Source organism: Citrobacter sedlakii (assembly GCF_018128425.1).
Taxonomy (GTDB): domain Bacteria; phylum Pseudomonadota; class Gammaproteobacteria; order Enterobacterales; family Enterobacteriaceae; genus Citrobacter_A; species Citrobacter_A sedlakii.
Genome location: NZ_CP071070.1, coordinates 2885881 through 2905556 on the forward strand (window position 1 = coordinate 2885881; position 19676 = coordinate 2905556).

General features: G+C 55.6%; 17 protein-coding genes and 1 tRNA gene. 10 read left to right on the forward strand and 8 right to left on the reverse strand.

All coding sequences use genetic code 11. The features are described from left to right. Positions 1 to 98 precede the first annotated feature (98 nt). Positions 99 to 593, reverse strand: a complete 495-nt coding sequence (lrp, locus tag JY391_RS13775) for a leucine-responsive transcriptional regulator Lrp (protein ID WP_000228469.1) — start codon at positions 591 to 593, stop codon at positions 99 to 101. A 544-nt stretch (positions 594 to 1137) separates the two neighbouring features. Here lrp and trxB point away from each other — a divergent pair. From trxB to infA, 5 genes are all read left to right on the forward strand, one after another. Next, the gene (gene trxB / locus JY391_RS13780; RefSeq protein WP_042288179.1) at positions 1138 to 2106 is read left to right on the forward strand and encodes a thioredoxin-disulfide reductase; all 969 of its coding nucleotides are present in this window, start codon (positions 1138 to 1140) and stop codon (positions 2104 to 2106) included. A 114-nt stretch (positions 2107 to 2220) separates the two neighbouring features. Then, complete coding sequence (gene cydD / locus JY391_RS13785; protein ID WP_211934471.1) at positions 2221 to 3987, forward strand: heme ABC transporter permease/ATP-binding protein CydD; 1767 nt, start codon at positions 2221 to 2223, stop codon at positions 3985 to 3987. Continuing rightward, the gene (cydC, locus tag JY391_RS13790; protein WP_211934472.1) at positions 3988 to 5709 is read left to right on the forward strand and encodes a heme ABC transporter ATP-binding protein/permease CydC; all 1722 of its coding nucleotides are present in this window, start codon (positions 3988 to 3990) and stop codon (positions 5707 to 5709) included. Positions 5710 to 5751: 42 nt separating this feature from the next. Then, positions 5752 to 6456 (forward strand): leucyl/phenylalanyl-tRNA--protein transferase, encoded by a 705-nt coding sequence (gene aat / locus JY391_RS13795; RefSeq protein ID WP_042288185.1) that lies wholly within the window; start codon positions 5752 to 5754, stop codon positions 6454 to 6456. A gap of 295 nt (positions 6457 to 6751) precedes the next feature. Next, positions 6752 to 6970 (forward strand): translation initiation factor IF-1, encoded by a 219-nt coding sequence (infA, locus tag JY391_RS13805; protein ID WP_001040187.1) that lies wholly within the window; start codon positions 6752 to 6754, stop codon positions 6968 to 6970. A gap of 73 nt (positions 6971 to 7043) precedes the next feature. On the opposite strand, the gene JY391_RS13810 is transcribed toward infA, so the two are convergent. Continuing rightward, on the reverse strand, positions 7044 to 7952 hold the full coding sequence (locus JY391_RS13810; RefSeq protein WP_211934473.1) for a LysR family transcriptional regulator: 909 nt from the start codon (positions 7950 to 7952) through the stop codon (positions 7044 to 7046). Positions 7953 to 8061: 109 nt separating this feature from the next. Here JY391_RS13810 and JY391_RS13815 point away from each other — a divergent pair, with 109 nt between their 5' ends. From JY391_RS13815 to JY391_RS13825, 3 genes are all read left to right on the forward strand, one after another. Further along, positions 8062 to 8922 carry a pirin family protein gene (locus JY391_RS13815; protein ID WP_042288191.1) on the forward strand — a complete coding sequence of 287 codons (861 nt, stop codon included), beginning with the start codon at positions 8062 to 8064 and terminating at the stop codon, positions 8920 to 8922. A 16-nt stretch (positions 8923 to 8938) separates the two neighbouring features. Next, positions 8939 to 9616, forward strand: a complete 678-nt coding sequence (locus tag JY391_RS13820; RefSeq protein WP_042288194.1) for an isochorismatase family protein — start codon at positions 8939 to 8941, stop codon at positions 9614 to 9616. Between the two features lie 147 nt (positions 9617 to 9763). Further along, positions 9764 to 9851, forward strand: a tRNA-Ser gene (locus JY391_RS13825). Between the two features lie 367 nt (positions 9852 to 10218). Here JY391_RS13825 and clpA read toward each other — a convergent pair. The 3 genes from clpA to JY391_RS23790 all read right to left on the reverse strand — a co-directional run bounded on the left by clpA (position 10219) and on the right by JY391_RS23790 (position 13019). After that, positions 10219 to 12495, reverse strand: a complete 2277-nt coding sequence (gene clpA / locus JY391_RS13830) for an ATP-dependent Clp protease ATP-binding subunit ClpA (protein ID WP_042284842.1) — start codon at positions 12493 to 12495, stop codon at positions 10219 to 10221. Between the two features lie 30 nt (positions 12496 to 12525). After that, positions 12526 to 12846 (reverse strand): ATP-dependent Clp protease adapter ClpS, encoded by a 321-nt coding sequence (gene clpS, locus JY391_RS13835; protein WP_042284844.1) that lies wholly within the window; start codon positions 12844 to 12846, stop codon positions 12526 to 12528. A 98-nt stretch (positions 12847 to 12944) separates the two neighbouring features. Beyond that, positions 12945 to 13019 (reverse strand): hypothetical protein, encoded by a 75-nt coding sequence (locus JY391_RS23790; RefSeq protein ID WP_217968143.1) that lies wholly within the window; start codon positions 13017 to 13019, stop codon positions 12945 to 12947. Positions 13020 to 13168: 149 nt separating this feature from the next. On the opposite strand from JY391_RS23790, the gene cspD reads away from it, so the two are divergent. After that, positions 13169 to 13390, forward strand: a complete 222-nt coding sequence (gene cspD / locus JY391_RS13840; protein WP_042284847.1) for a cold shock-like protein CspD — start codon at positions 13169 to 13171, stop codon at positions 13388 to 13390. 106 nt (positions 13391 to 13496) lie between these two features. Here the strand turns inward: cspD and macB are convergent, their stop codons facing one another. Both macB and macA read right to left on the reverse strand, forming a co-directional pair. Then, the gene (gene macB / locus JY391_RS13845) at positions 13497 to 15443 is read right to left on the reverse strand and encodes a macrolide ABC transporter ATP-binding protein/permease MacB (RefSeq protein WP_042284850.1); all 1947 of its coding nucleotides are present in this window, start codon (positions 15441 to 15443) and stop codon (positions 13497 to 13499) included. Continuing rightward, complete coding sequence (macA, locus tag JY391_RS13850) at positions 15440 to 16558, reverse strand: macrolide transporter subunit MacA (RefSeq protein ID WP_060569857.1); 1119 nt, start codon at positions 16556 to 16558, stop codon at positions 15440 to 15442. The genes macB and macA overlap by 4 nt, the downstream gene beginning before the upstream one ends. A 145-nt stretch (positions 16559 to 16703) precedes the next feature. Between macA and JY391_RS13855 the strand changes: the two genes are divergently transcribed. Then, a complete protein-coding gene (locus JY391_RS13855; RefSeq protein WP_211934474.1) occupies positions 16704 to 17654 on the forward strand; it encodes a VirK/YbjX family protein in 951 nt (316 codons plus the stop codon). Here JY391_RS13855 and JY391_RS13860 read toward each other — a convergent pair. Then, positions 17651 to 19309: an ATP-dependent endonuclease gene (locus JY391_RS13860; RefSeq protein WP_042284856.1), complete on the reverse strand. Its 1659-nt coding sequence runs from the start codon at positions 19307 to 19309 to the stop codon at positions 17651 to 17653. The genes JY391_RS13855 and JY391_RS13860 overlap by 4 nt on opposite strands. Positions 19310 to 19676 lie beyond the last annotated feature (367 nt).

Below are 19676 nucleotides of genomic sequence, written 5' to 3' on the forward strand. Positions count from 1 at the left end.
TGCTAAAACGGACAACAGCACCGGGTTGCCCCGGCACTGTTGCTGTATGGATTAACAGGAGTGTAATCAAAATACGCCGATTTTGCACCTGTTCCGTATTAGCGTGTCTTAATAACCAGACGATTACTCTGTTTGACTTCTTCCATCACCACATAGGTACGCGTGTCATTTACGCCAGGCAGTCGCAGCAGGGTTTCACCCAGCAGCTTACGGTAGGCTGACATATCCGGTACACGCGTTTTCAACAAGTAGTCGAAATCACCTGAAACCAAATGACACTCTTGAATCTCTTCAAGTTTTTGTACAGCGGCGTTAAATTGTTCAAACACATCCGGCGCGCCACGATTCAGAGTAATCTCAACAAATACCAGAAGTGATGCATCCAGATAATGTGGGTTTAACAGTGCCGTATAGCCCTGAATGAAACCCTGTCTTTCCAGACGACGCACACGCTCAAGACACGGCGTCGGGGAAAGACCCACTCGTTTAGAAAGCTCGACGTTGGAAATACGCCCATCCTTTTGCAGCTCATTAAGAATGTTACGATCGATACGGTCGAGATCTTTGCCAGGGCGCTTCTTGCTATCTACCATTATTATTGTCTCTCTGTATTCCTTCCCTACTCCTGCCTGACTCTATAAACATCATGTTCAGAGTCGATGCCCATCACCACAGACCGAACCCAGAGGGATTAGCGGCGCGCAAGCCTGCGTCCGTGGTGAGAAGACCGTTGCCTGAAGGCAGCTATCGACATCACGAATGGCGTCTGTCCACGCCATGCGTAGATTTCGCTAGCCCGGTAAACATGGTATTTACATGCATGATTATGCAGCACACACATAACACTGTTTTTTTCTTCCTCGAATGTTTTCGCAAAACAGCAGGGGATTGTCAAAGTAAAACATCGATTTTTAGTACAACATGCCAGTTATTCATTGCGAGTGGTGACAATTCGTCATTTTATCACCTTATAACAGACCACTTTTAAGTAGATTTGGTTATACCCTTGCGGCAAAATGGCGCACCGATTGTCCGTCCCTATTACACAAATTGTTAACAAAATCGCTGCACTCTTTTTTTACGCCGGTAAATTCCCTACAATCCTGCCCATTGCCTGCCAACAACTATGGGGATCTCATGGGCACGACCAAACACAGTAAACTGCTTATCCTGGGTTCCGGCCCGGCGGGATATACCGCTGCGGTCTACGCCGCGCGCGCAAACCTGCAGCCGGTGTTAATCACCGGCATGGAAAAAGGCGGTCAACTGACCACCACGACGGAAGTGGAGAACTGGCCGGGCGATCCTAACGATCTGACCGGGCCGCTGCTGATGGAACGCATGCATGAACATGCAACCAAATTCGACACCGAAATTATTTTCGATCACATCAATAAGGTGGATCTGCAAAATCGTCCTTTTCGTCTGACGGGCGACAGTGCGGAATACACCTGCGATGCGCTGATTATAGCGACCGGCGCGTCCGCGCGTTATCTCGGTCTGCCTTCTGAAGAGGCGTTCAAAGGCCGCGGTGTGTCCGCTTGCGCCACCTGTGACGGTTTTTTCTACCGCAACCAGAAAGTGGCGGTTATCGGTGGCGGCAATACTGCCGTTGAAGAGGCGCTGTATCTGGCAAACATCGCCGCTGAGGTACACCTGATTCACCGTCGCGACAGCTTCCGTGCGGAAAAAATCCTGATCAAGCGTCTGATGGATAAAGTGGAAAACGGCAATATCGTGCTGCATACCCACCGTACTCTGGAAGAGGTAACCGGCGACCAGATGGGCGTAACAGGGCTGCGTCTGCGCGACACGCAGAATGCCGACAACATTGAAACCCTGGACGTGGCGGGTCTGTTTGTCGCGATCGGCCATAGCCCGAACACGGCGATTTTCGAGGGGCAACTGGAACTTGAAAATGGTTACATTAAAGTGCAGTCCGGTATTCACGGCAACGCGACGCAGACCAGCGTCCCGGGTGTTTTCGCGGCAGGCGACGTAATGGATCACATTTATCGTCAGGCGATCACCTCGGCGGGTACTGGCTGTATGGCTGCGCTGGATGCCGAACGCTATCTCGACGGTTTAGCCGACGCGTGCAAATAAGTTTTACAAATCAGTAACAAAAGTAAATAAGGCGACTATAAGTCGCCTTTATTTTTGCCGCGTTGTAACATTGCCCTGCCGAAAAATACTGACAACTCACCTGCAAAGCGCGCAATGAATAAAACCCGTCAAAAAGAGCTAACTCGCTGGTTAAAACAGCAAAGCGTCATTTCCCAACGCTGGTTGATGATTTCCCGTCTGCTGGGATTCGTGAGCGGCGTGTTGATCGTCGCCCAGGCCTGGATCATGGCCCGCATTTTACATCACATGATCATGGAAAATATCCCCCGCGAGGCGCTTCTGATGCCTTTTGTTATCCTGGTTCTGGTGTTCGTGCTACGCGCGTGGGTCGTATGGCTACGGGAACGGGTCGGGTTCCACGCGGGACAACATATTCGCTTCGAGATCCGTCGTCAGGTGCTGGATCGTCTGCAACAGGCCGGTCCGGCATGGATCCAGGGAAAGCCTGCGGGCAGTTGGGCCACGCTGGTGCTGGAACAAATTGACGACATGCATGATTACTACGCCCGCTACCTGCCACAAATGGCACTGGCAGTGTGCGTACCGTTGCTGATTGTGGCGACCATCTTCCCCTCTAACTGGGTTGCTGCGCTTATTCTTCTGGGAACCGCCCCACTGATTCCGCTGTTTATGGCGATGGTCGGCATGGGCGCAGCCGATGCGAACCGACGCAATTTTCTGGCGCTGGCGCGTCTGAGCGGCCATTTCCTCGATCGGCTACGCGGCATGGAAACCCTGCGTATTTTTGGACGCGGCGAAGCAGAAACAGACAGCATTCGCGCGGCGTCACAGGACTTTCGCCAGCGCACCATGGAGGTGCTCCGTCTGGCCTTCTTATCTTCCGGCGTACTGGAATTCTTTACCTCGCTCTCAATTGCGCTGGTCGCGGTTTACTTTGGCTTCTCTTACCTGGGCGAGCTGGACTTCGGGCACTACGGCGCGGGCGTGACGCTGACGGCGGGTTTCCTCGCGCTGATTCTTGCCCCCGAGTTTTTCCAGCCGCTGCGCGACCTCGGTACGTTTTACCATGCCAAAGCGCAGGCGGTCGGCGCGGCTGACAGCCTGAAAACGTTTATGGAAACACCCCTTGCTCATCCGGAGCGTGGCGAGGTTGAGCTTTCCACGAAAGAGCCCGTTTCAATTACCGCCGAAAATCTCATCATTACCTCCCCGGAAGGCAAGCCGCTGGCAGGACCGCTGAACTTTACCCTCGTTGCCGGGCAGCGCGCAGTGCTGGTGGGGCGCAGCGGCTCTGGCAAAAGTTCGCTGCTGAATGCGCTGTCGGGGTTCCTGCCGTATCAAGGATCGCTACGCGTCAATGGCGTAGAGCTGCGTGATTTGGTCCCGGAATCCTGGCGCCGGCAGATCTCCTGGGTGGGACAAAATCCCCAACTGCCTGCCGCAACGCTGCGTGAAAACGTGCTTCTGGCGCGCCCGGCGGCCAGCGAGCAGGAGCTGCGCGCCGCGCTCGACAGCGCGTGGGTAAGTGAGTTCCTGCCGCTGCTGCCGCAGGGAATCGACACGCCGGTGGGCGATCAGGCTGGTCGTTTGTCCGTCGGCCAGGCACAACGTGTGGCCGTGGCTCGCGCCCTGCTCAACCCGTGTCAATTACTGCTCCTCGACGAACCGGCCGCCAGTCTGGATGCGCACAGTGAACAGCGGGTCATGCAGGCGCTGAAAGAGGCGTCCAAACGCCAGACAACGCTGATGGTTACCCATCAGCTTGAAGATCTTGCCGACTGGGACACCATACTGGTGATGCAGGACGGACAGATTGTCGAACAGGGTTCCTGGGCCGAGCTCAGCGCAGCGCAGGGCGCGTTTGCGACACTGTTAGCCCATCGTCAGGAGGAGATTTAAATGCGCGCGTTGCTGCCTTATCTGACGCTGTATAAACGTCACAAATGGATGTTAACGCTGGGGATTGCCCTTGCCATCCTCACGCTGCTCGCCAGCATTGGCCTGTTGACGCTCTCCGGCTGGTTCCTTTCCGCCTCCGCGCTGGCGGGCTTTGCCGGTATTTACAGCTTTAACTACATGTTGCCTGCGGCAGGCGTTCGCGGTGCGGCGATTACCCGTACCGCCGGGCGCTATTTCGAGCGTCTGGTCAGCCACGACGCCACCTTCCGCGTATTGCAGCATCTGCGTATTTACACGTTTAGCAAGCTGCTTCCTCTCTCCCCTGCCGGGCTGGCGCGTTATCGTCAGGGCGAACTGTTGAACCGGGTGGTGGCGGATGTGGATACGCTGGATCACCTATACCTGCGGGTTATTTCGCCGCTGGTGGGCGCGTTCGTGGTAATCATGGTGGTCACGCTCGGCCTGAGCGTACTGGATGTTACCCTCGCCTTCACCCTTGGCGGCATTATGCTGCTGACGCTGTTTATCATGCCGCCCGCTTTTTATCGCGCGGGTAAAGCGACCGGACATCATCTCACGCATCTGCGCGGTCAGTATCGCCAGCAACTCACCGCGTGGTTACAGGGTCAGGCCGAGCTAACCCTTTTCGGCGCAAGCGAACGTTATCGCGCGCAGATGGAAGCCACGGAATTGCAGTGGCACGAAGCGCAGCGTCGCCAGTCAGAGCTGACGGCGCTTTCTCAGGCGCTAATGTTGCTGATTAGCGCGCTGGCTATCCTGCTGATGCTGTGGATGGCCTCCGGCGGCGTAGGCGGAAATGCACAACCTGGCGCGCTGATCGCCCTGTTTGTCTTCTGTGCGCTGGCGGCCTTTGAAGCCTTAGCGCCCGTGACCGGTGCTTTTCAGCATCTGGGGCAGGTGATCGCTTCCGCATTGCGCATTACCGAGCTGACGGAGCAAAAGCCGGAAGTGACCTTCCCGGCAAGTGACTTTAGCGTCCCCGCGCGGGTGGCGTTGACCCTGCGTGATGTGTCATTCCGCTACCCGGAGCAGGCGCAAAACGCGCTGGATTCCTTGTCTCTTACGGTCAAACCCGGCGAGTATATCGCCATTCTGGGCCGTACCGGATGCGGTAAATCCACATTGCTGCAACTGCTGACCCGCGCCTGGGATCCGCAACAGGGCGAGATTTTGATTAACGATCTCCCCCTTTCTGCGTTCAGTGAAGCGACGCTCCGCAAAACCATGAGCGTCGTGCCGCAGCGCGTACATCTGTTTAGCGCCACCCTGCGCGACAATCTGCTGCTGGCGGCGCCTGATGCCAGCGATGACTCGCTTGCAGATACGCTGCGTCGCGTGGGTCTGGAAAAACTGCTTGAGGATGCTGGCCTTAACAGTTGGTTAGGAGAAGGCGGTCGCCAGTTGTCCGGCGGCGAACTTCGCCGTCTCGCCATCGCCAGAGCGCTGCTGCATGACGCGCCGTTAATGCTGCTGGATGAACCAACCGAAGGGCTGGATGCGACCACCGAAAGCCAGATGCTGGAATTACTGGCTGAAGTAATGCGTGAAAAAACGGTGCTGATGGTGACCCATCGCCTGCGCGGGCTGGCGCGATGCGATCGGATAATAGTCATGGACAATGGGCAAATTATTGAGCAAGGTAATCACGCAGATCTGTTAGCCATGCAGGGTCGTTATTACCAGTTCAAGCAAGGTCTGTAAGCTATTATTTAACGATCTTATGCGTAGTGGAGTTCTGCTGTCATGCGGCTGGTTCAGCTATCTCGTCACTCAATAGCCTTCCCTTCGCCGGAAGGCGCTCTACGTGAGCCAAACGGTCTGCTGGCGCTTGGCGGCGATCTCAGCCCGGCACGTCTGCTGATGGCCTACCAGCGCGGTATTTTTCCGTGGTTTTCTCCGGGCGACCCGATCCTGTGGTGGTCCCCCGATCCGCGCGCGGTGCTTTGGCCGGAAACGTTTCATCTCAGCCGCAGCATGAAACGCTTTCATAAACGCTCACCTTATCGTGTTACGCTGAACTATGCCTTTGGTCAGGTGATCGAAGGCTGCGCGAACGATCGTGACGAAGGCACCTGGATCACGCCAGCCGTTGTCGAAGCGTATCAGCGCCTGCATGAATTAGGACACGCCCACTCCGTTGAGGTCTGGCGCGACGATGAGCTTGTCGGCGGCATGTACGGCGTTTCGCAAGGGGCGTTATTTTGCGGCGAGTCAATGTTCAGTCGCCGGGAAAACGCGTCGAAAACCGCGCTGCTGGTATTTTGCGCAGAATTTATCCGGGAAGGCGGCAAACTGCTCGACTGCCAGGTGCTGAACGATCACACCCAATCGCTGGGCGCCGTTGAAATCCCGCGCAGAACATATTTGCATCATCTCGACACCTTACGTCAGTTACGTTTACCCAGCCATTTCTGGGTGCCGCGGACGTTATTTTTGCCTCAGACGTGAATGTTTTCGGCACATTTTTTATCAGGGTGTTATAATTGCCGCGCAGAGAAGGTTTAGCCCATTACCCCGCTGCCGTTAAGGATCCATTCGCGTCAGGTAACGCCCATCGTTTATCTCATCGCTCCCTTATACGTTGCGCTTCACGTGCGACTTTGTCGTGTGTTTCAGAAGCAATCCGGAGTAATGCGCCAAATCTCGTTTGCAGCGTTTTAAACGTACAAATCTTTACTTATTTAAAGAACTTCGGCATTATCTTGCCGGTTCAAATTACGGTAGTGATACCCCAGAGGATTAGATGGCCAAAGAAGACAATATTGAAATGCAGGGTACCGTTCTCGAAACGTTACCTAACACCATGTTCCGCGTAGAGTTAGAAAACGGTCACGTGGTTACTGCACACATCTCCGGTAAAATGCGTAAAAACTACATCCGCATCCTGACGGGCGACAAAGTGACTGTTGAGCTGACCCCGTACGACCTGAGCAAAGGCCGCATTGTCTTCCGTAGTCGCTGATTGTTTTCACGCCTCCATGGCGTACAGATGAGAAAAGGTCGGTTTATCCGGCCTTTTTTGTCTACGCTGATTTTCATTCTTCCGTCATCTGCGCATATTCATCTGTTAAGAAATCCACCAGTGCCCGAACGGACGGCAGCAGGCCACGCCGCGACGGGAAAACGGCGTGAATCACTTCCCTTCTCGGTTCCCACCCTTCCAGTAAAGGAATAAGCTCTCCGGCAGCAAGCTGTTCTTTTACCATCAGCATGGGCAGTTGCACGGCGCCGACGCCTGTTACCGCCGCTTCGCGTAGTGCCAGCATGTCGGTGGTAATTAAGCGTGGCGTAAAATGAACCTCCGCCCTGGCGCCTTGTGGGCCATAGAGTTCCCAACGATGAATATGTTTTCCAGCGGAAAGACTCAGTCCTGGCCAGCGGGTTAATTCAGCCGGAGAGACAGGAACGCCCATCCTCGCCGTCAGCGCTGGACTGGCAAAGATGCGATGCGCCCGATCGGCCAGCACCCGCATCACCAGATCGCTGTCCTCAAACGGTCGCGGCCGCACACGGATCGCAACATCCACGCCTTCAGCAACCAAATCGACGCGTCGATTGGTCGCTTCCAGTTGCAGCGTCACCTCGGGGTAGCGGGCCATAAACTTTGCCAGCATGGGACCTACATGGGCATGCAACAGCGTAACCGGACAGGTCAACCTGACCACTCCGCGTGGTTCCACCTGCAATGCGGCGATGGCCTCCTGCGCCGCCTGCGCTTCTATCAGCATCGCTTTGCAATGCTCATAAAACGTCTGTCCGACTTCGGTGACGTTAAACTGCCGTGTCGTTCGTTGAATAAGCCGCACCCCCAGTTGCTCTTCCAGTTGCGCAATCCGGCGACTGAGTTTGGACTTTGGTTCATCCAGTACACGCCCCGCGGCGGCAAATCCGCCCTGCTCGACCACATGCACAAACCACGCAAAATCATTGAGATCCGGCTTCATTCTTATTGTCTCATTTATAGAACGATGAAGACCATTTTAGCGACTACTCCGCTCGTTGTCTTAAATATAAGCTTATTGACATCAAGACAACGCCAATGAGGAGACTACGATGAAACAGGTGACAGGCGTCTATACCGCGCCTCGCCCGCACTGGGTTGGCAATGGATTTCCGGTTCGCTCGCTGTTTTCTTACCAAAGTCATGCGCAGCAGTTAAGCCCGTTCCTGCTGCTGGATTATGCCGGTCCGCACACCTTTACGCCCGGTACTGAAAAACGTGGCGTGGGCGAGCATCCCCACCGGGGGTTCGAAACCGTCACTGTCGTCTACAACGGCGAAGTTGAGCACCGGGACTCTACCGGACGCGGCGGCATTATCGGTCCCGGCGACGTACAGTGGATGACAGCCGGCGCGGGTATCCTGCATGAAGAGTTTCACTCAGATGCCTTTACCCGTAAAGGCGGTGAACTGGAGATGGTCCAGCTATGGGTGAATCTTCCTGCCAAAGACAAAATGGCGGCGCCGGGCTATCAGAGCATCACCCGTGAACAGATTCCCGTCGCCGGATTACCCGATGACGCCGGTACGTTACGGGTGATTGCCGGCGAATACCGGCAATTTACAGGGCCTGCGCATACGTTTTCACCCCTCAACGTGTGGGATATGCGACTTAAGCAGGCGCATCCGGTCACGCTGACGCAGCCGGATGGCTGGAGTACTGCGCTGGTCGTTCTGAAAGGCACGATCACGGTGAATGGCACGACCACAGTCGGTGAAGCGCAGCTGGTGGTGCTCAGTCAGACAGGCGAAACGCTGCACCTGGAAGCCAACAGCGATGCCAGCGTCCTTCTGCTGTCAGGAGAGCCGTTAAATGAGCCGATCGTCGGTTACGGTCCCTTTGTAATGAACACTAAACAGGAAATCGCGCAAGCCGTTCGCGATTTTAACACTGGCCACTTCGGCCAAATCTGAATTGAAGGAGAAGATGATGTCCAGTCCAGCAAATTTTAATGGCGCACGCCCGGTTATTGATGTGAACGATGCGGTTATGTTGCTAATCGATCACCAGAGTGGCCTGTTTCAGACGGTCGGTGATATGCCCATGCCGGAACTGCGCGCCCGCGCGGCGGCGTTAGCGAAAATGGCGACTCTCGCGAAGATGCCGGTGATCACCACGGCCTCTGTTCCGCAGGGGCCGAACGGGCCGCTGATCCCGGAAATTCACGCTAACGCGCCGCACGCCAGGTATGTCGCGCGTAAAGGGGAAATTAATGCCTGGGATAACGCCGGGTTCGTCGATGCTGTCAAAGCGACGGGTCGGAAAACGCTGATTATCGCAGGCACCATTACCAGCGTTTGCATGGCATTTCCGGCTATCAGCGCCGTAGCCGAAGGTTATAAAGTGTTTGCGGTGATCGATGCCTCCGGAACCTACAGCAAAATGGCCCAGGAGATCACCCTTGCCCGTGTCGTCCAGGCGGGCGTTGTGCCGATGGACACGGCGGCAGTGGCATCTGAGCTTCAGGGGACCTGGAACCGTGAGGATGCGGCGGAATGGGCTGAGGTGTATACCCATGTCTTCCCTGCGTATCAACTGCTAATTGAAAGTTACAGCAAGGCGCAGGATGTGGTGAAGCATAACGAAACGCTGGATTCTCAGCGTTAAAAAGCAGCCCCGGCGCCTGCCGTCGGGGCTGCTGCTCACTGTGTAACCAAATAAGATGTTAAGCGTAAATACTGCTTGACCCTTTTCGCGCAACTCCCTATAGTAGCGCCCCGTTGCCCCCCAAGCGGGCAGGCAGCAATACAATATGGTGAGGTGTCCGAGTGGCTGAAGGAGCACGCCTGGAAAGTGTGTATACGGCAACGTATCGGGGGTTCGAATCCCCCCCTCACCGCCATATTTGAGAAAGAGTCCGTACGAAAGTATGGGCTTTTTTTTTCGCATATTGCACACTCCGGGGGGATGAGCCCCCCCGACCGGGAGTCGACAACGGGCGCTGCCCGTTGGACAGACCGGACGCGCAGCGAACGGGCTGCCCGCAGGGCGAGCGAAGCGAGTCAATCCCCCCCTCACCGCCATATTTAAGAAAGAGCGCGTATGAAAGTACGGGCTTTTTTTTCGCCTGTTGCACACTCCGGGGGGATGAGAACTCCCGACCGGGGTCGACAACGGGCGCAGCCCGTTGGACAGACCGGACGCGCAGCGAACGGGCATAAAAAAACCGGGCTTTTTTCACGCCCGGTTTATTCATTATGCAAAAGAGATTAATGCGCTGCTTCCGGCTTGTGCTTCTGCGCACTCTGGAAGCCGTAGGTTAGCTCATTTTTCTCTTTATCCAGTTCGACGGTCACCTGGCCGCCATCCACCAGCGAGCCAAACAGCAGCTCGTTAGCCAGCGGTTTTTTCAGGTTGTCCTGAATCACGCGCGCCATTGGACGTGCGCCCATCGCCCGGTCGTAGCCCTTCTCAGCCAACCAGTTACGCGCGTCCTGACTCACTTCCAGAGAAACGCCTTTCTGATCCAGCTGAACCTGCAACTCGACAATGAACTTATCGACCACCTGATGGATCACCTCGGTAGAGAGGTGCTCGAACCAGATAATATTATCGAGACGGTTACGGAACTCCGGCGTAAACACCTTCTTGATTTCACTCATCGCGTCGGTGCTGTTGTCCTGATGAATCAGGCCAATCGATTTACGCTCGGTTTCCCGCACGCCAGCGTTGGTGGTCATCACCAGCACCACGTTGCGAAAATCCGCTTTACGCCCGTTGTTGTCCGTTAACGTGCCGTTGTCCATCACCTGTAACAACAGGTTAAAGACGTCCGGATGCGCTTTCTCAATCTCATCAAGCAGCAGCACCGCATGAGGATGCTTGATCACCGCATCCGTCAGCAAGCCACCCTGATCAAAGCCAACGTATCCCGGAGGCGCGCCAATCAGACGGCTAACGGTATGGCGCTCCATATACTCGGACATATCAAAGCGCAGCAGTTCAATCCCCAGCGCTTTAGAGAGCTGAACCGTCACCTCGGTTTTCCCCACCCCGGTCGGACCGGCGAACAGGAAGGAACCGACTGGCTTATGCTCGTGTCCCAGACCCGCGCGGCTCATCTTGATGGCTTCGGTCAGCGCCTCAATGGCTTTGTCCTGACCAAAGACCAGCATTTTCAGGCGATCGCCAAGATTTTTCAGCGTATCGCGATCGCTCTGCGAAACGCTTTTCTCCGGAATACGCGCAATGCGCGCCACCACCGATTCGATATCCGCCACGTTGACGGTTTTCTTACGCTTGCTGACGGGCATCAGTCGCGCACGCGCGCCGGCTTCATCAATAACGTCAATCGCCTTATCCGGCAGATGACGGTCGTTGATGTATTTCACCGCCAGCTCCACCGCTGCGCGTACCGCTTTCGCAGTGTAGCGAACGTCGTGGTGTGCTTCGTACTTCGGCTTCAGGCCATTGATGATCTGTACCGTTTCGTCCACAGACGGCTCAGTAATATCGATTTTCTGGAAGCGACGCGCCAGGGCGCGGTCTTTCTCGAAAATATTGCTGAACTCCTGATAGGTGGTCGAGCCAATCACGCGGATTTTGCCGCTGGACAGCAGCGGTTTGATCAGGTTTGCCGCATCCACCTGGCCACCCGATGCCGCGCCGGCGCCGATAATGGTGTGGATCTCATCGATAAACAGGATGCTGTTGGTGTCCTGTTCTAACTGCTTAAGAAGCGCTTTAAAGCGTTTTTCAAAGTCGCCGCGGTATTTGGTGCCCGCCAGCAACGAACCGATATCCAGCGAGTAGAGAGTGCAATCAGCCATCACTTCCGGCACGTCGCCCTGGACGATACGCCAGGCGAGTCCTTCGGCAATGGCTGTTTTACCGACGCCAGACTCCCCCACCAGCAGCGGGTTGTTTTTACGACGGCGGCACAGCACCTGAATGGCGCGCTCAAGCTCTTTTTCACGGCCAATCAGCGGATCGATACCGCCAACGCGTGCAAGCTGGTTAAGGTTAGTGGTGAAGTTCTCCATACGTTCCTCCCCGCCAGCTTGTTCATCGCTATTCGGCTGATTACCGGGGTCAGAAGTCTGACCCGGTTCATCTTTACGCGTACCGTGAGAAATAAAGTTGACCACATCGAGACGGCTCACCTCGTGCTTGCGCAGCAGATAGGCCGCCTGAGACTCCTGTTCACTAAAGATGGCAACCAGTACATTGGCGCCAGTCACTTCGCTGCGTCCGGAAGACTGTACGTGGAAAACCGCGCGCTGCAACACGCGCTGAAAACTCAACGTCGGCTGCGTATCGCGTTCTTCTTCACTGGCAGGCAGAACGGGTGTGGTTTGTTCAATGAAGGCTTCGAGTTCCTGACGGAGCGCCACAAGGTCCACGGAACACGCTTCCAGCGCTTCGCGGGCCGAGGGGTTACTGAGCAACGCCAGTAACAAGTGCTCGACGGTCATAAACTCATGACGGTGCTCGCGCGCTCTGGCGAAAGCCATGTTTAAACTGAGTTCCAGTTCTTGATTGAGCATAGGCACCTCCCCCAATTTTTATGCCTGCATTCAGGCTTTTTCCAGCGTACACAGCAACGGATGCTCGTTCTCCCTTGCATATTTGTTCACCATCGCCACTTTGGTCTCCGCGACCTCTGCGGTAAACACGCCGCAGATGGCTTTGCCCTGATAGTGAACCGCAAGCATCAGTTGCGTTGCACGTTCTACATCATAAGAAAAGAATTTCTGTAACACGTCAATAACAAACTCCATCGGAGTATAATCATCATTGACTAATATCACTTTATACATAGATGGCGGTTTTAGCGCGTCGCGCACTTTATCTGCCGCCAGCTGGTCGAAATCCAGCCAGTCGTTCGTCTTACCCATTGTCAGTCGTCATCTTCGGTTACGGTTACCGGCAGTCTGGACTGCCGCTGACGGGAGCGGATTTGCACTATCAATCTACCTCAAGTAACAGATAACTATCATCTATCACTGGCATCCGCGACATCTGTCACATTACGGCAAATAGCGTTAACTGCTTCAAATTTTTGATTCATTTTTACCCAAACTACCCTGTCAAACGCTTGACGCCTGGCCTGATTTCTCTAAATTGTAGTTTTGAGAGTTGGCGAGGTTTTATACAGCCCCCACTCCACCACCGGTTCATTCCATCTTACTTATAAAGATTCACGAAGGATGTCGAAGCATGGAAACGGGTACTGTTAAGTGGTTCAACAATGCCAAAGGGTTTGGATTCATCTGCCCTGAAGGCGGCGGCGAAGATATTTTCGCTCATTATTCCACCATTCAGATGGATGGTTACAGAACGCTAAAAGCCGGACAGTCTGTCCAGTTTGATGTACACCAGGGGCCAAAAGGCAATCACGCCAGCGTCATCGTGCCCATCGAGGCAGAAGCTGTTGCATAGCTCTACTGTCTCATTGTGTACATCCCGCAGATAAAATGCCAGCCCGATCGGCTGGCATTTTTATTTTGCGTCAGGCAACGCGGGGTTAACCGCCCTACGATGCCGTTTATTCCCGCGCCAGCGCATCTACCGGATCCAGCCGCGCCGCGTTTCGCGCGGGCAGCCAGCCGAACAGGATGCCGGTCACGGTCGAGCACATAAACGCCGTCAACAGCGCCACCGGCGAGAAACCAATCTCCCAGCCCGGCAGGAAAAGCTGCAGCGTAAAGGCAATCAGCATCGACAGGGTAATCCCGAGCGCCCCGCCGACCAGGCAGACCAGAACCGCCTCAATCAAAAACTGTTGCAGCACGTCGCTGGCGCGCGCGCCAACCGCCATGCGAATGCCTATCTCCCGCGTCCGTTCGGTCACCGACACCAGCATAATGTTCATCACGCCAATCCCGCCAACCACCAGCGAAATGACCGCTACCAGCGTCAGGAACAACTGAAGAGTACGTGTGGTCTTTTCAGCGGTTTTCAAGACGCCGTCCATGTTCCAGGTGAAGAAATCTTTTTTCCCATGTCGCAAGGTCAGCAGTCGGGTGAGTTGCTGCTCGGCCTGCGCGCTGTCAAACCCGTCCTTCACCCGCACGGTGATCGAGTTCAGCCACGACTGTCCCATAATGCGCCCGGACATGGTGCTGTAGGGCAGCCAGACGCGAAGAATTTTACTGCTGCCGAACATTGACTGTTTTTCTTCCGCCACGCCAATAACCGTCGCGGGCATATTGCCTACCAGAATCACTTCGCCCACCACGCTCGCTTTATGCGGAAACAACTGACGCCGGGTATTGCTGTCCAGCACCACCACCTGCGCCCGACCGTTAAGCTGTTCACGGTTGAAGGTGTTCCCCTCGCTGAAGGTCATCCCGTATACGTTAAAGTAGTCGCCGCTGACGCCGTTAGCGCTGGCCGCCACATCGGTATTGCCATAGCGCAGACGTAAATTCTGCGACACGGCAGGCGTCGCCGAGGTCACCCACGGCTGCTTCTGGATGGCGCTGAGATCGTCATACTTCAGCGACTGCTGGTATTGCGGGTCGTCGTCGCCAAAATCTTTGCCGGGATAGATATCAATGGTGTTGGTGCCAATGGCGCGGATATCGGCCAGCACCAGTTGTTTCGCCGCGTCACCGACCACCACAATCGACACCACTGACGCGATGCCGATAATAATCCCGAGCATGGTCAGCAAGGTGCGCATTTTATTCGCCGCTAACGCCCGCCAGGACATGGTGAGCGCTTCGCGAAATCCGCTGACAAACTGGCTCCACCCGGATGCCGTTTTCACCGTCGGCTCCTGGATGCCTTTTCCCTGCCGGGGGGACTGCGACGGGGGATTACGCACAATTTCGCCGTCATGAATTTCAATCACCCGCTCAGCCTGTGCGGCAACCTGTGGATCGTGGGTGACGATAATCACCGTGTGCCCGCGATCGCGCAACTGGTGCAGGATCGCCATCACCTCTTCGCCGGAACGACTGTCGAGCGCGCCGGTCGGTTCGTCAGCCAGGATCACCTGCCCGCCATTCATCAGCGCACGCGCGATACTGACACGCTGCTGTTGTCCGCCGGACAGCTGCGAAGGCTGGTAGTCCAGGCGATCGCCCAGCCCGAGCCGCTGGAGCAGTTCCTGAGCGCGGGCCAGACGCTGCTTACGCTCGGTACCGGCATAGACGGCGGGCACTTCGACATTTTGCGCCGCCGTCAGGTGCGACAACAGGTGGTAACGCTGGAAGATAAAGCCAAAATGCTCGCGGCGCAGCTGCGCCAACGCATCGCTGTCTAAAGTCGACACGTCGCGTCCCGCCACCCGGTAGGTGCCGCTGGTGGGCTTATCGAGGCAGCCAAGAATGTTCATCAACGTCGATTTACCGGAGCCGGACGCGCCGACAATCGCGACCATCTCCCCGGCGTTGATTTGCAGAGTGATGCCTTTGAGCACCTCCACCTGCTCCTCACCGGAGGGATAACTGCGACGGATATTGCTCAGCTCAAGCAGCGCCGTCATTGCGCCGCTCCTGGCTTGCCTTCGCCGATAACCACTTCCTCACCCGCTTCCAGCCCTTTGATAATCTCGACATCGGTGTCATTACGCGCGCCAATTGACACTTCCCGCTCGCGGGTTTCGCCGTTACGCAGCAAGGTGATTTTGTAACGGTTATCGCCCACCGGGTCGCCCAGCGCGGAGAGCGGTATAGTCAGCACATTTTTCACGTCGGTGAGCTGGATATGCACCTGGGCGGTCATATCCAGCCGCAGAATGCCTTTTGGGTTCGGTACTTCAAACCGGGCGTAATAGAAAATCGCGTCGTTAACTTTTTCCGGTGTCGGCAGAACGTCTTTCAGCACCCCTTCATAACGGGTTTGCGGATCGCCCAGTACGGTAAACCATGCCTTTTGTCCCGGCCTGAGGTGAATCACGTCCGCCTCAGACACCTGCGCCTTCACCAGCATGGTGCTCATATCCGCCAGCGTCAGGATATTTGGCGCCTGCTGCGCCGCGATAACCGTCTGCCCCTGCAGGGTGGTGATTTGGGTCACTTCGCCGGCCATTGGCGCGACGATACGCGTATAGTCGAGATTGGTTTTAGCGGTATCCAGGGAGGCCTGATTACGCTTGATTTGGGCATCGATGGTGCCGATCTGCGCCTGCTTAACGGCCATTTCCGTCGCGGCGGTGTCGAGATCCTGCTGCGAGACGGCCTGGGTTTTTGCCAACTGCTGTTGTCGGGAGAGCGTGACCCGCGCCAGCTTCAGCTCGGCTTCAGCCTGCTGGCGCTGGGCGCGAAGCTCCATCAGCGTCGCTTCCACTTCTTTGATCTGGTTTTCCGCTTGCTCCGGGTCGATAACCCCCAGCAGTTGATCTTTTTTCACCTTATCGCCAATCGCCACCGACAACGTTTTCAACTGCCCGCTCACCTGGGCGCCGACGTCAACTTTACGCAGCGCATCCAGTTTACCGGTGGCGAGCACACTCTGCTGAAGATCGCCCGGACGGACGATCAGCGTCTGATACGTTGGCACTGGCGCATTAAGCGTCCGCCAGAGGGCAATCGCCCCCAGGATAAGAATGAATATCAGCAGCAGATAGCGCTTTTTAATTTTTTTTCCCTTAATACCCATATTAATCCTGATGGTAGTTTTGCCTGCGAATATCAACCTTATCTAAACAACCCGCAAACGCAAAGGCGCGCGCGGCGGGCATTGACGATTGGTTAAGATTCAGCATGTTTCAATTTTCGCATACATCATGTTGCGGATTTCGATCATGTCACAGATTACTGATAATACCTTCTACCCTTCCGACGTCGCGTCCCCTTTACAATTATTTATGCGCCTGACGCGCGGACAATTACTGCCGGGTAAATTCTGGCGGAAAGCCAGTTTTCGGCGGAAATTCCTTATTCGCTCGCTATTAATGCCGCGGGCAACCAGTCAGTTGTTAGACAATCTGACGCAATGGCCGGAGCTGGACACGCTGTTAACACGCCAGCCGCGCCTGCCGATCCGTCTGCACCGACCGTATATGGCGGTGAATATTAAACGGCACACTGCGCTGAACGCGCTTTGCACGCACTATGAGATGATGCGTAACTTGCTCACCCGCGAGCAGCAGGTCGGTTATTTAAGCCATTACGGCCTCGGTCTGGCACAATTAACCGCGAAAGACGATGCGCCATTCCAGCTGGATTTAGTCAGCCTCGTCTCCCTGGATAAAGAGGGAGAAAGTACGGTCGTGATTCGTGACGCGCAGAAACGTATTCTGGCAGAAATTACGTTTACCTTCTGCTATTTAAACGGAAAACGTACCCTGTTTATCGGCGGCTTGCAGGGGGCGGCAAACGATGTTCCGCATGAAGTTATTCAGCAGGCGACCAAAGCCTGTTATGGCCTCTTTCCGAAAAGGATCGTGATGGAAGCGCTGTGCCAGTTTGCCCGGGTTGCGCAGGTCGAGCAGATTCTGGCGGTCAGCAACGCTGTACATGTCTATCGCAGCTGGCGCTACATGGATAAAAAAACCCAGATGCATGCTGACTATGACGCGTTCTGGTCATCGCTGGGCGGTGAAATGACCGACGCCGGCTATTACGCCCTGCCCTTAACCATTGCACGCAAAAGCGAGGCGGATATCGCCAGTAAAAAACGGGCCGAATACCGTCGCCGCTACGCCCTGCTCGACAGCGTTGTCGAACAGGTGCCCCGCCGCTTTAGCCATTAATCCGCCCGGCCGCGCGCCAGCCACAAGACGCGCGAAAACATTTTGCGCAGTAGCACCGGCACCGCGTCAACGCCGCGCCGTCCGGCCTCTATCGCCACTTCGATGGCTAGATCCGGTTTCGATGAGCGATGGATCGCCTTCGAAATGATTTTACGGATATTCATTGGCACGTTTTCCGGGATCTGCGCCACCCGGTGAAAAACGTCCGAGAAGCCCTGGCGATACATAAAATGTTCCATATCAAGGGCTGGCAGCGCCGTTAAGTGCTCGCGCTCTTCCTCTTTGTCGTTATTCAGCAGACCGCGGACCGTCGCCGCATATTTCTTCCCGGCCTCATCGCCGTCCACCAGTACGTGCCACTCGATCCCCATCCGCCTGGCAAACTTCACCAGCGGCTTCAGCCCGGACTGAGCAAACTCGATCACTTTGATCCCTTCAGCGTCAAAATGGTGGCCGCACTGACGGGCCAGTTCGTTGATCACCCAGGTTTCGGTTTCCCCTTCCACCAGCAACCAGCAGCGGGCAAACAGCGAGGAGGCGCGGTTAAAACGGATGTGGAACGCAATACGACGCCCGTCTTCGGGGCTAAGACCACCTGGCCCTAAACGCCAGGCCGCCACGCGGGAAGATTCACGCACCAGGCGGCAAACGTGCTCGACGGGCGTCAGCGACAGCAGTTCACCGGAGTTGGTGGTGGTGATTCGCTGCAGCGGCAGCAGGTTGAGCAGTTGCCAGGCCACTGAGAGCATGATGGGATGCAGGCGGGTTTCCGGATCTTCCACCAGCAGCAGCGGCCTGGCGTCTTTATGCAGTCTGACGGTGCCCTTCGCCTGCAGCAGCGTCGAGAACAGTCCCAGCAGAATCACCCGGTGGGTCCGCCCGCCGGGTCTGTCGATCATCCGGTTAATAATGTCGAGATAGCGCCAGCTGCGCTGTTCGTTGCTCGAACGACGGCGCATTAACCGGTGCCGCGACTGGGACGTTCCCTGCTCGGTAAAGTAATGCTCCAGCAGTTGCACCATTGCTGACAGCCCCTGGCGGATCTGGCCATCGGTCAGGTTTTGCGGACGCGTCGCCAGTTCGCGAGCCAGAAAATCGAGCTGACGAGCGGTGATCTCGACATCTTTGACGTCAGGCACCGTACCGTTACGGATGCGGCGCATAAACCGCGCGTCGCGCAGGCGCAGCACCGGCATTAAACGCACCAGATGCCGCGCCTGGTCATTAATATTGTCCACCGACAGAGGATGACCGTCGCCGTCAAGGAAACTGCGCAGCGTCATCACGCTGCCGTCATCGGCGCTTTCGCCTTCCAGGCGATAAAAGATGCGCTGATAGCCGTCGCGACACGGCGACCAGCAGGCTTCAAGCGGTCGATAACGCCGCACCCGGTGGCGTCCCGGTTGTGATTCGCGAAAGGTCAGGACAATGTGCAAATGCCGCTCACGGCCATTGACATCGCCAGGCGGGAACCAGAAATCGTCGCGGTCAAAGTGATACAGCTCTGACTCAGGCGAAAGCAGCAGCGTCAGCGCGTCAAGGAGACTGGATTTACCCCAGGCGTTTTCGCCAATCAGCACATTGTTTTGCTCCAGCATTAACGACAGCCGATTGATACCGCGAAACCCAACAATCTCAACGCGTTCGAGAATCATGCTTCCTCCAGACAAATGTCACTTTTCCCTTTAGCTTCTCGCAGTATAACGGCAAATGCGCGTCGCTGACGTGACCCGGGTAAAATTAAGCGTGCTAATAGACTGATTTATGAACAATTAAGAAGATGAATTATGCTCACTGCCAAATTTAAATAGCCGGATTTTTCGCCGTATAAATTCAGATTTTGTTCGCTCACTTTCATCCGAACATACGCTACACTTCAAATAAGATTAATCTGAGCAAGGAATGACGCCTCATTGCCCTACATCAAACGATCTGGATTTATTTAGCTAGAGAATGGACGACGTTCGTTTTTAAAATAGCGCGCTATTTATTGTTTCGTCGTCCTGTAGACGAATATTACTG